We start from the raw sequence: 13,322 nt of genomic DNA on the forward strand, positions 1-13,322 counted from the left end.
GAGATAGAAGGTAAATTGAATTCTAACTCGTTCCTTTTTTATTTTGTAAATTACAAATGCACAAAAAACCTATATAATGTAATTTGCAAACTTTTTAAGGAGACACACTATGCAACCATCAACACATACAAAATTACCCCTATTGCTACTTATTGTCTTAGGTGTAATGACTGCATTCGGACCTATGATCATTGATATGTACCTTCCTGCTTTACCTGAAGCACAACATCAATTTAGGTCATCAACATCTGAAATCCAACTCACCTTATCATTTGCAATGATAGGTTTAGCATTAGGTCAATTCTTATTCGGACCATTATCTGATGCATTTGGCCGTAAAAGAATGGGTCTTATCATATTATGCATTTTCTTCCTAGCTACACTGAGTGGTATCTTTGCATCAAATTTAATGCTATTTTTATGTATTCGATTTGTCCAAGGTTTTACTGCAGGCGGCATTATAGTTATAGCCAAGGCTTTTGCAGGAGACAGATATCAAGGTGATTTATTAGCTAAATTTCTAGCATCACTGATGGTCGTTAATGGTATTGTTACAATCATCATGCCTTTACTCGGCGGTCTATCTTTGACACTTGGTTCATGGAGAATTGTCTTTGTCATTCTGACCGTTATAAGTTTACTTGTGCTTATCGGTGTCGTGACGACGATGCCGAACACACATCAATCAGAACATATATCGTTAAACTTTAAAGACATCTTTTTAGATTTTGGAAGTTTATTAAAGAAACCACGATTCATCATTCCAATGTTGCTACAAGGATTAACGTATGTCATGTTATTTAGTTTTTCATCCGCTTCACCATTCATAACGCAAAAGCTATACAATATGACACCTCAGCAATTCAGTATAATGGTAGCAATTAATGGTGTAGGCTTAATCATAGTTAGCCAAATTGTGGCACTTTTAGTCGAGTATATTAATCGTTTCAAACTCATGATTTACTTAACGTTAATACAAGTAATAGGTGTCGTGTTAATTGTTATTACATTATCAATGCATGGCCCGTTATGGATTTTACTGATTGCATTTTTCTTAAACGTATGCCCTGTCACATCTATTGGGCCACTTGGTTTTTCTATGGCAATGGAGGAACGTACGGGTGGAAGTGGTAATGCTTCTAGTTTACTAGGACTATTCCAATTCATTCTTGGCGGAATCATCTCTCCAATAGTAGGACTCAAAGGACAATATGATGCAACACCATACATGATTGTCATTATCGTAACTGCAATTGTATTAATTACACTCCAAGTTATTTACTTTAGAAATCATCGCAACCCAGCATAATCATTGAATAGAATCATAGAATTAGGAAGTGAGACAGCATTCTTTATGAATTCGTTGTCCGCTTCCTCTTTTTTTTGAAAATAAATTGATTCATAAATCCACGCTAATTGTTCACAATTTTTCAATAACTTTCCAACAAATAGGTGACAATACAATTTTCCCTAATTGAAAATCATTCTTATTGATTATAATGAAAACAAATGAAGGAGGAATTTCAATGATTACAAATGAATCTATCGTTGCAGACATTGTTACAGACATGCCATTAAGTGCGGATATATTTAGAAAATATGGTATCGACTTTTGTTGTGGCGGTAACATCACTATAAATGAAGCAGTTAAAAACAAAAAAATAGATGCAGATACATTAATAGAAGAAATTAATGCACTTCCTAAACATGATCAAGGAAACATCAATGTAAAATATCTTGATGCACCTTCACTCATACAATATATACAATCTCGTTATCACGAGACAATGCGTGAAGAGTTCAAGAATTTATCTCCTTATGTTACCAAAGTGGCAAAAGTCCATGGGCCAAACCATCCATTTTTAATTCAATTACAAGACTTATATCGTCAATATCGTGATGGTATGCTTGAGCATATGGCTCAAGAAGATGAACACGACTTCCCTGCATTAATTAAACTTTCTCGTGGTGAAGAAGTGGATCATGCTTCAGATATTATCCAAAGCTTAGTTGATGATCACACGCACACAGGACAATTATTAGAAGACATGCGTGAATTAACGAACCAATATCAACCGCCGAGTGAAGCTTGTCAAACTTGGAGATTGGTCTATAACCGTCTTGAGAATTTAGAGCGTGAAACCCATGAACATGTACATCTAGAAAATCATGTACTCTTTAACAAATTCAGTTAGGACAGGAAGTGTTGATTATGGTGACTAAAATTGCTGGCCATACGTTTTTAGCACAATTAGGTAAAAAGCGTTTACGTCCGGGTGGTGTGCTTGCGACAAATTGGCTTATTAATAAAGGGCATTTTTCAAGTGATAAACGTGTCTTAGAAGTCGCATGTAATATGTGTACAACTTCTATTGAATTAGCACAAACTTATCAATGCCATATTGAAGGCGTCGATTTGAATAAAACCGCATTAGAAAACGGTAAACGAAATGTGGCGAAACACAATTTAGAGTCGCTCATTCATTTAACGCAAGCAAATGCAATGAAACTACCCTTTGAAGATCAAAGCTTCGATATTATTCTTAATGAAGCAATGCTCACAATGTTACCTTACCCAATTAAAGAGAAGGTCTTAAAAGAGTATTACCGTGTATTGAAGCCGAATGGTGTTATACTTACACATGATATTGCAATTATCAATAGACAAAATACTGAAACGGTCATTGATGAATTGAGTCAAGCCATTAATATGAAGGTGACACCTTTAACGCCTGAAAGCTGGTACCAACTCTATCAAGAGGCCGGATTCTCGAATATCGAATCGCAAATCGGTCCACTGTCGTTAATGACACCAATTGGTATGATGCGTGATGAAGGCCTACTTGGCACCTTAACTATTATTAAAAATGCGTTAAAACCATCTAACCGTAAAATGTTCTTCACTATGTTTAAAACGATGCGAAGACACAAAAAGAACATGAATTATATCGTTCATGCTGTAAAAAAATAAAGCAACACAATCCTACATGGCTTATGTTGCCACAAATGACTAGAACTGAGAAGGGGAGTGGGACCGAATTCTTTTAAATTCGTCGTCCGCTCCCAACTTGCTTTGCTTGTGGAATTTCTTAATGAAATTCTCTCTGCTGGGGCCCCGCCCGCAAAGATGACTAGAACTGAGAAAAGCTTGATTTAAGCGCATTCTCAGTTCAGTCTGCTACTGTGAATTTGCTAATTAGCATGATTATATTATTTATGTCCCAGCCCCTCTTAGTTCTAGTCTATTCTTTTATAGGCATCCATATTTCCGTAATGTAGTCAGGGCTTTGAGTATTTCCCGGTAAATAATGTTCAAACATAGGTGCTTGAATCGTTTTAAATGCCGCTTGAGGCAATAATTCTGTATAGATTTTTGGCATCACTGCTTTAATTGCTTCAGGAACACGCCCCTTCGCATCAATAACGACATAGTTGTGTGACATTAACTTGATTGCTTCGAAATTTGAATCATTGTTATTCAAACCGTCATGAGATATGCCGATAAAATAATCTATACGATTTTCACGTGGTATGATAACGCCTAATAAGCCAGTTAAAGTTTGATTACTATATTGAGTTAAAGCTTTGACCACACCTGTTTCATTCATTTCTTGCCAAAATGCTGGTATATCCTGTTGCATTGCTTCACCAGTCGTATACTCTCTTAAAACGCCTATAAGTTGAACCTCACCTAAATGTTCAAATCTGTATTGCATTGTCATTGCTATGCCCCCATTTTCTAATTAATAATACATCATCACACAATCCGTATTGATATACGCCGTGACGACTAAGGTATATAATAAATTTACTTAAACTAAATGATTGACATCAATAGAGACTGTCTTTGAGGAGAATCATGATGAAAAGAACGATACTACCAATTAAACCAATTAGCCAACTCTTTCCAATTCCAATGGTAATGGGATGTGAAGGTGTTTCAGCAGCAATGTTACTTCAATATAACAATCATAATATTAAAGCTACTGAAATCATGAGTCATTGGCCTAAGCATCCTAATAATCCTTATAAAGGATATGTTGGTCATCATTTACTCGTCAAATTTGGTCATCATCAAACAATCTTTCCTGATGCTTATGTACCTTATTTACAAACGATTGACGATCGCATTGTAGACGGTACAGGTACTGATTTGTCATCACTAGAAGCTGTCATCGATTCTGGCCAACCAGTTATAATGTATCATACTAATTTAGGTCGTAAACCTTTCCGCAAATATTTCAAATTCGATGATCATAAGAAAGAATTAGTGTCCAACATTCATATCACACTATTAATCGGATATGATGATCAATTCTACTATTATATTGATCCTTTGTGGAGTCACTTATTTAAACACTTTATCTTTCCTGCCATTGTGCCTAATCGCTTTCAAGTCATCAAAATTGCAAAGCAAAAATTAGAACGTAGCTTTAATGCACCTGGTCGTACATGTATTTATCTTCAAGTGTAATATAGACCACTATTAAAGTGAGATTGAGTCAATGTTAATTGTATCTCAACCTCACTGATTTTTTATGCATCATTCACTTCAAATGTGACTAGCGACGCATCGAGTTCTTGCATAAGGTCAGTTGTTCGCCATTGTCGTTGATACCCTAAACAAGGACAAATATAAGTAATCCCTGCTTCGGACAACGTCTTTCGAAAATGTACGTGCCCCATAATGCTATAACGAATAGGATACGTCTGATAAAACGCATCAACGTCTTTCGTACCTATATATGCATTAAAGAAATCAAAAATACGATGTGGCGTTGGTACAACAAATTGTGGATGCGTCACAATATGCGTCATTAGAATAATCTGTTTATCCTTTACTTGTTCTAAGTCATGTTGAATTTGGTTAGCAGCCTGTTTAGATAATGCTCTATCTTCAATATCCCAGTCGATTTTCACTTTATCTTGCCATGTTGCACCGTAATACTTCCCTCTTTGGATGCGTTCCAAATCAAATTTGTCATCCGCATACCGATAATCATACCAAGCCGTATGACCAACAACTGCCCAATTCTCATTTATAATATACGGTTTTCCAATTAAACATTCTGGCTTATCCACATAGAAATCATAAATTTCTGGTGATGTTAACGAGGCTTCAGAAGTCCAATAATCATGGTTCCCTGGCACAAATAAGACTGGAATACCACATTTTGCTTTTAAATCTTGAATAAATTGATAACTCTGCTGAAAATGATTAGACACATCTCCAGCAATTAATAGTAATGCCACATCCCTCTGTTGAACCAGTTGTACAAGTGTTTCAAGATATACCTTTGGCTCTAGTTTAGGATGTCGATCAATATGTAAATCTGAAATTGCACCTATCTTCATTCGTGTCGTCCCTCTTACTTGTTTTGAATTGAAATCATTATGTCATAGTTATTATGAATAATAAATAAATCTGTTTATTAAATTTTCAGAAATTTGTTTATATTTCATTAAATTAAGCGTATAATAAAAATACCTTTTAGCAAAGTTACATCATTTGTGAACAATTATTATTGTTTTCACTTAATATCTGATATTTAACAACTAATGCGATTTACTTAATACTTTGTTAAAAGCAAATTTTTTACATATAAAAGAAAGCGTTTACACTAAAATTTAAAAACACATCACTGCTTTCTAAGGAGGAAGTATATGGCTAGACAATTGGAAAGAGAACTAAGCAACAGGCATATTCAATTAATTGCGATTGGGGGCGCAATTGGTACAGGATTATTCTTAGGTTCAGGTCAAACAATTGCTTTAACAGGGCCTTCCCTCTTATTAACATACATGATTATCGGCATGGTTATGTTCGCATTCATGCGCGCACTTGGAGAATTATTATTAAGTAATACACGCTTTAATTCATTTGTAGATATTGCGAACGAATACATAGGTCCTTTTGCAGGATTCGTCATAGGCTGGACATATTGGCTTGCATGGATTGCTTCAAGCATGTCAGATTTAACAGCTATGGGACAATATTTTAGTTTCTGGTTCCCTCAAGTACCACATTGGATCACCGTTTTATTTATCGTACTAATGTTAATCTCATTTAACATGTTAGGTGCAAAATTATTCGGTGAGTTAGAATTCTGGTTCTCAATTATTAAAATTATAACTATCATAGCGATGATTATTGTAGGTTTAGTCATGATATTCTTCTCATTCAAAACCTCTTATGGTCACGCTTCATTTAGTAACTTAACAAATCATGGTGGTATATTCCCTAATGGGCCATTTGGATTCTTGATGGCATTCCAAATTGCAGTATATTCATTTATTGGTATAGAACTTATCGGGGTAACAGCGGGTGAAACGAAAGATCCTAGAAATGTCATCCCTAAAGCGATCAACAACGTACCACTCCGTATTCTATTATTCTACGTAGGCGGTTTATTAGTTATCATGTCTGTCATTCCTTGGAATAAAATCGATTCAAATAGTAGTCCTTTCGTAACCATGTTTAGCTTAATCGGCTTACCATTTGCTGCTGGACTTGTTAACTTCGTTGTACTAACTGCAGCTGCATCAGCAACAAACAGTGGTATTTACTCAAACAGCCGTATTCTATTTGGCCTTGCTAAACAAGGTTTAGGACCTAAAGTTTTAAGTAAAACAAATGGTAACAGTGTGCCATACTTATCTATGTTAGTATCATCTGGAACATTATTAGCAGCCGCGTTATTAAACTTTATTTTCCCAGATGCTATCAAACTATTTATCTATGTAACAACACTTTCAACTGTACTATTTTTAGTAGTATGGGCGATGATTATTATTTCTTATATTATTTTTGTGAAGAAAAATCCAGAAGAACACCATAAAAATAAATTCAAACTTTTTGGTGGATTAAAAAGTGCATACGTCGTACTTGCATTCTTTGCATTTGTGTTTGTACTGTTATTCTTTAGTGAAGACACTAGAGCAGCAATTTTCATTTCACCAATATGGTTTATCTTCTTGTTCATCTTCTATAAAAAATATAAATCAAATGCAGAAGATTTAGCAGAACGAACACGTAGTCAGGGTCGAAATTCAATCAATTACTAATGAAAGCTCAACCATCAATCATCCATATCAATAAACCACTAAAGTGGAGGGAGTGGGACGACGAATTCAAAAGAATTCTGTCCCACTCCCTCCACTTTTATTATTTCAAAACGCTATATAAGATGATACTAATCTTATTCAACTTAATCCCTATCAGTTAACCTATGCTCACAACCTCATTATCAAACTCCGTTTATAACAATCTTAAATATGGTATACAAAAAAATACTTACACTAAATCATTTACTATTTATCAAATCGTCTGCCATTTTTTGGTAGCTTATCCTATCACATGGTAAACTATGATTATTCAATTTATTAAAGGAGTTATTCATGGAGCTATTAGAAGCATTTTTATTATTCATATTCGCAGTGATTATTAGTTCTATTATTTATAATAGGTTCCCTAAAATTCCCACTGCATTTATTCAAATTGCCTTAGGTGTCTGCTTATTCGTATTGCCCATCCCGATGCATTTTGAATTTGAATCGGAAGTATTTATGATGGCAGTCATCGCTCCACTACTATTTGTGGAAGGTACACATATTTCAAGAACGAAGTTACTTGAATATCGTAAACCGATTATTTTAATGGCTATGGCGCTTGTGTTTGCTACAGTTATCGGCGTCGGTTTCTTTATTCATTGGATTTGGGCTGATTTACCAATGCCAGCAGCTTTTGCAATTGCTGCCATTCTTTGCCCAACAGATGCTGTCGCAGTTTCTGCAATCACGAAAGGTAAAATTTTACCTAAAGGATCCATGTCCATTCTTGAAGGTGAATCATTACTTAATGACGCTGCAGGTATTATCTCATTCAAAATTGCAGTTACCGCACTTGTAACGGGTAGCTTTTCAGCATTTGATGCGATAGGTCAATTTATTGTTTCAACGATTTTAGGTGTATTGATTGGTATCATCGTTGGCACGTTAGTTGTGACATTAAGAGTATATCTAACGACCAATAAAGGTATGAAAGACAGTAATACGTTAACGTTTATCCAATTACTCACGCCTTTTGCTGTTTATTTCATTGGCGAAGAACTTCATGCATCTGGAATTATTGCCGTTGTTGTTGCAGGTTTAATCCACGGTTTAGAACGTGATCGTTTAATTCGTGCCCAAACAGAATTACAGATGAACTATAACCAAATATGGAACACGCTTAGTTATGCATTAAATGGTTTCGTCTTTGTTGTTTTAGGTTATATTGTTCCCGAAGTCGTAATGGAAATTATTCATGACGAACCGCAGAACATTGTATTCCTAATTACAACCGCTCTATTAATTGCACTTGCCATTTACGTATTTAGATTTATTTGGGTGTATATGTTATTTAAAGATTTTTACTATCCGAACAACGTTCAATCCTACCTAGATGATGAAGAAGATGCTGGGCCACCGAAACGGAAGCATTATGCCTTCATCATGACGATGTGTGGCATACACGGTACCATTTCATTATCTATGGCGCTCACACTTCCGTATATGATGGATGGTAACCAAGAATTTATATATCGTAATGACTTATTGTTTATCGCTTCCTTTATGGTCTTAACAAGCTTAATTCTCGCCCAAGTGGTACTACCACTGATCACACCTTCTGAACAAATGTCAGAATTTAAAGGTATGTCCTATCAATCAGCCAAAATTTTTATGGTTCAACAAGTTCTTGATGCCTTTAAGACGAAAAACTCAGAAGGAAAGCAGATGGATTATCGACCAATTTTAAACCAATATTTTAATGAATTATCATTCTTAATCAATATGGAACCAGATAATAAAAATACGAAGGAATTACGACGACTGCAAGAAATCGCTGAAGAAGAAGAAACAAGAACGTTAGAACGTTTAATCGAGAAAGAAAGAATTACTAAAAAAGATTTAACAGACTACCGCAATATTATGGAATTTAGTCAATCTTATCGAGAAATGTCGATATTAAGAAAGATAAACCGCTTCTTTAAATTGATTGGGTTACGCTTTAAAGCTCGAAAAGAATCCAGAAAAGAAGCACACCGTATTCATAAAGAAAATCGTGCATTATTAAAAGAAGAACATCAAGCAACGACAGAACAGAATAAAATGGATATTAAAGCGAAACGTGAAGCGTATAAAGTAGAACGTGAAAAAGCGAAAAATGCTAAAAAGGTTCAAAAAGAAGCATTTGCAAATAGCTTTAATAAAGTTCAACAATTAATGCGTGTCGTAAACCACAATGTCATTATGAAAATGCGTGAAGAACAAAACAGTTCAAACGTATTAGAAGTTAGTTTAATTATTAACCAATATCACAATTTATCACGTACACTACGTCACAATAAAAATAGAAAGCAACAAAGAGCAGAAAACAAAGAAACGTATGAACTTACAACCCTTCAACAACATGATGCAAAACTTGAAGCATTATATATCCAACGTACCATTTTAGATGAATTGATTTCTCGAAATAAAGTAACGAATGAAGTTGCAACCCAATTGAGAGAAAATATTAACTATAATGAGATTGTTTTAGCACACGAAGCGAGCAATGCACACTAAAACTAATAAAGCCCATAGTCAATGCTACGCATTATCTATGGGCTTTTCTTTATGGTTTTCAACTTATTTATGCAATTTAAACGGTACTGTGGCTAAAATAACATTCTTTTGATAGAACAAATGCATTTTTAATCTAATACTCGTTTGATTGTGTAAGAAATTATGCCAAGATTTTTTTGTAATAAACTGTGGAACCACAACAGTAATGACATAATTTTTATCATTCGCTTTTTTATTAATTTTATCAATAAAGCGTGAGATTGGTCTAATAACACTTCGATATTCCGAATGCAAAATGACTAAACGTACATCTGGAAAATGACGTTCCCATTTTTCAGCAAAGCATTTATCTGCTTCATCACCAAATGAAACATGCACTGCGATAACATCATCAGCAATCATTTGAGCATAATATACAGATTTATCAATGGCTGACGTAATCGTGCTGACTGGAACAAGCGCCAAGTTTTTATCAACGATAGGCATATCTTGTACCATAGCAGTTGATTTCAATTGTTTAGCAATATCTTTGTAATGCCCTTTGATTCGTAAAAATACAATTACAATCAAAGGTAAAAAGATTAATATTGGCCATACATGACTAAATTTAGTGATTAAGAAAATCATAAATACGATAAATGTGATTGTTCCACCTATCGCATTGGCTATCAGTTTACGAGACCAGCCTTTATCTCTTCCTCTGACCCATTTAAGCACCATACCATATTGTGCTAATGTGAACGGGATAAATACACCTACAGCATAGAGTGGAATCAAGTTCTCAGTTTTACCATCAAAAATAATGATAAGTAAAATTGTCCCTACACCTAAAGTAATAATAGAGTTTGAATAGCCTAATCGATCTCCACGCACACTAAACATACGTGGCATATATTTATCTTTGGCCATACTTGCTGCAAGCATTGGGAATGCAGTAAATCCTGTGTTCGCTGCTAAAACTAAAATCATTACTGTTGTTGCTTGAACAAAATAGTAACCGGCATTGTGTCCTAGAATGTTCATTGCTAATTGTGATAATACAGTTGTTTCCGTTTCAGGCATAACACCATACCAGTAGGCTAAACCAACAATACTTACTAATAGAAATGCCAGGATACTTCCCATTGCGATTAACGTTTTAACCGCATTTTTAGGGCCAGGATCTTTGAAATTCGTTACCGCATTAGATATGGCTTCTACACCGGTTAAAGATGAGGCACCTGATGAGAATGCTTTAAGTAACAAGAATAATGTCACACCTGGTACAGCTGTCCCTACAGTTGCATGCATATGTGGCTCAGCTTGGCCAGTTGCAACTTTCCAAACGCCCACAACAATCATAATTATTAACCCTATAATGAATAAATAAACTGGATATGACAATACTGTAGCCGATTCTGTCAAACCACGTAAATTCATAATTAAAATAAATAGCACGAGTAAACATGCAATCAATACTTTATGATGATATAGCGATGGAAAGGCGGCTACAAACGCATCTGCGCCTGAAGAAATACTTACCGCTACAGTTAATATATAATCAACAAGTAATGAGCCTCCTGCTACGAGTCCCCATTTTTCTCCTAAGTTTGTCTTAGAAACCATATACGCCCCGCCACCTTTAGGGTAGGCATAAATGACTTGGCGGTAAGATAAGATTAAAGCCGCTAACAATATTAATACGCCACATGCTATTGGTAACGTATACCAAGATGCCACTGCACCAACAACTGCTAGTGTAATCAAAATCTGCTCTGGACCATAAGCTACTGAAGACAATGCATCAGAAGAAAGTATTGCTAAAGCCTTGAAATTACTGATTTTCTCGTTCTTCAAATCGCGATTCCTTTTAGGTTTACCAATTAAAAGTCTTTTAAATTGAGTGAACATAATACTCTTTACCTCTTTATATTCAAATTCAATGGATAAAATATACTCCCATTTTGATGAAAAGTATAGCTATCCCTACAATTTTAATGTTATTTTTTACTATATTAGTTACATTTTACAGTAATATTTAGTTGGATTTTACCCATTATTTATTTGAAAAATAAATAGCAAACAATCTATGACAGAGATTTAAGAGCAATTTAAACAAAAACTTGCTATACTAATGTCGTTAATATAGTAAATTGTTCGCTACTTAAATCATAAAATAGAGGAAATAAAATGAAAAAGACCATACTTTTCAGTAGTATCGTATTAATTGTTATCTTACTTATCTGTTCGATTATAATAAAATGGCAACCGACGTATTCAATGTTCAGTCCTACTTCTCAAGATTATTTAGATAACATGGTTAAAAGTGAGATGGACGATGGTCATATACCGGGTGTTTCAGTGTTAATGATTAAAGATAATAACGTGTTACTTAATAAAGGCTACGGCTATGCAAACATCGAAAATAAACATAAAGTAACACCTAATACGCGTTTCGAAATTGCTTCGAATTCTAAGGCAATGACAGGCTACGCTATTATGCAACTCGTCAACGAAGGTAAAATTCAATTAAATGATCACATTAGTCAATACATTCCTAATTTTCATATGACTTATAAAGGAAAAAAGGTAGACATCACCATTAACCAGTTAATTGCTCAAACAAGTGGGATTCCAGGAGATATAACTAATAATGATCGTATTACTAAAAAGACTAATGATTTAGAAGGCATTGTGAAAAGTATTAATGGTCGTTCATTAAACCATCGACCAGGAGAACAATTTGAATATTCGAATATGAACTACAATATTTTAGGGTTAATTGTTCAAAACGTATCTCACTCTCCCTATTCAACTTACATGCGTGAACACATTTTCAACCCTTTAAATATGTCGCATATTTCTACTAAAGAGAATAATCATAAAGGTGCGCATGATGCACAAGGTTACGATATTAAACATCGCAAAGCCTACGCGGATCACCCACCATTTAACATTGGTGATAACCCGTCAGCCTATTTGATGGCTAGCACGAATGACTTGCAACCTTGGATAAAATTTCAACTTCATCCACCGAAACATTTGAAAGCGTTAGTAGAAGCGACACACAAACCTAAAGTACAAACACATGATGATGATCATTCCAAATATGCAACTGGTTGGTTTGTTACTCGTCAAAATCAAGAGACACTTATCTATCATCCGGGTACACTTGAGAACTACTCATCTTATATTATTTTAAATCCTAAGAAAGACTATGGCATTGTTATTCTCGCAAATGCTTATTCTGATCACATTCCAACACTTGCGAAACATTTAAATACACAATTAAGCCAGGGCCAACACGTTGACACAATTCAACATGATATTCTTCAGCACCAAATTGTGATTACTGTCATCTCAATTGTTATTTGGATGGCTGTGGTAGTCATTTTAATATGTGTATATCGTCACATCATTCACCACCGCCCAATTCAATTGCGTATCAATCACCGCAATACTCAATATCGCATATGCATACTTTCTGTTATCTTTATATTCGTTTTAGGCTTATTACATGTATTACCTTCATTGTTACTCAATGGTTCTGATTGGCAGTTTATAATGTCTTGGCTACCGATATCAGCTAAAATTTGTTTATTAAGTGTTATCACATTATTAACGAGTCTTTATGCTTTCATACTTTTAAAAATAATAACAGTATCAAAAGCGTCAAAATCATAAAATTGCGATAAACTGCTATGATTAACGAGCGAATATGTTAAGCTAAATGTATT

10 protein-coding genes are annotated in these 13,322 nt (G+C 34.6%); 7 read left to right on the top strand and 3 right to left on the bottom strand.

From position 1 onward, the window contains the following. Window positions 1–109 precede the first annotated feature (109 nt). The 3 genes from tcaB to AK212_RS01240 all read left to right on the top strand — a co-directional run bounded on the left by tcaB (window position 110) and on the right by AK212_RS01240 (window position 2,971). Window positions 110–1,309 (top strand): putative multidrug effflux MFS transporter TcaB, encoded by a 1,200-nt coding sequence (tcaB, locus tag AK212_RS01230; RefSeq protein ID WP_053028721.1) that lies wholly within the window; start codon window positions 110–112, stop codon window positions 1,307–1,309. Between the two features lie 217 nt (window positions 1,310–1,526). After that, window positions 1,527–2,195, top strand: coding sequence for an iron-sulfur cluster repair di-iron protein ScdA (gene scdA / locus AK212_RS01235; protein WP_053028722.1), 669 nt, complete (start codon window positions 1,527–1,529; stop codon window positions 2,193–2,195). Window positions 2,196–2,215: 20 nt separating this feature from the next. Then, the gene (locus tag AK212_RS01240; RefSeq protein ID WP_244881399.1) at window positions 2,216–2,971 is read left to right on the top strand and encodes a class I SAM-dependent methyltransferase; all 756 of its coding nucleotides are present in this window, start codon (window positions 2,216–2,218) and stop codon (window positions 2,969–2,971) included. Window positions 2,972–3,242: 271 nt separating this feature from the next. On the opposite strand, the gene AK212_RS01245 is transcribed toward AK212_RS01240, so the two are convergent. Further along, window positions 3,243–3,722 (bottom strand): GyrI-like domain-containing protein, encoded by a 480-nt coding sequence (locus AK212_RS01245; protein WP_053028724.1) that lies wholly within the window; start codon window positions 3,720–3,722, stop codon window positions 3,243–3,245. 140 nt (window positions 3,723–3,862) lie between these two features. Between AK212_RS01245 and AK212_RS01250 the strand changes: the two genes are divergently transcribed. Then, on the top strand, window positions 3,863–4,474 hold the full coding sequence (locus AK212_RS01250) for a C39 family peptidase (RefSeq protein WP_053028725.1): 612 nt from the start codon (window positions 3,863–3,865) through the stop codon (window positions 4,472–4,474). Window positions 4,475–4,536: 62 nt separating this feature from the next. Here AK212_RS01250 and AK212_RS01255 read toward each other — a convergent pair whose 3' ends face one another. Next, a complete protein-coding gene (locus AK212_RS01255; RefSeq protein WP_053028726.1) occupies window positions 4,537–5,355 on the bottom strand; it encodes a metallophosphoesterase in 819 nt (272 codons plus the stop codon). 309 nt (window positions 5,356–5,664) lie between these two features. Here AK212_RS01255 and AK212_RS01260 point away from each other — a divergent pair, with 309 nt between their 5' ends. Further along, a complete protein-coding gene (locus tag AK212_RS01260; protein ID WP_053028727.1) occupies window positions 5,665–7,065 on the top strand; it encodes an amino acid permease in 1,401 nt (466 codons plus the stop codon). Window positions 7,066–7,398: 333 nt separating this feature from the next. Continuing rightward, window positions 7,399–9,606, top strand: a complete 2,208-nt coding sequence (locus AK212_RS01265; RefSeq protein WP_053028728.1) for a cation:proton antiporter domain-containing protein — start codon at window positions 7,399–7,401, stop codon at window positions 9,604–9,606. A 63-nt stretch (window positions 9,607–9,669) separates the two neighbouring features. On the opposite strand, the gene AK212_RS01270 is transcribed toward AK212_RS01265, so the two are convergent. After that, entirely contained in the window at window positions 9,670–11,496 is a 1,827-nt protein-coding gene (locus AK212_RS01270) for an APC family permease (RefSeq protein ID WP_053028729.1), read from the bottom strand. Window positions 11,497–11,775: 279 nt separating this feature from the next. On the opposite strand from AK212_RS01270, the gene AK212_RS01275 reads away from it, so the two are divergent. Beyond that, window positions 11,776–13,269 carry a serine hydrolase domain-containing protein gene (locus AK212_RS01275; RefSeq protein WP_053028730.1) on the top strand — a complete coding sequence of 498 codons (1,494 nt, stop codon included), beginning with the start codon at window positions 11,776–11,778 and terminating at the stop codon, window positions 13,267–13,269. The last annotated feature ends 53 nt before the right edge of the window (window positions 13,270–13,322 follow it).

This window comes from Staphylococcus borealis (assembly GCF_001224225.1).
In the GTDB taxonomy this organism is placed as follows: domain Bacteria; phylum Bacillota; class Bacilli; order Staphylococcales; family Staphylococcaceae; genus Staphylococcus; species Staphylococcus borealis.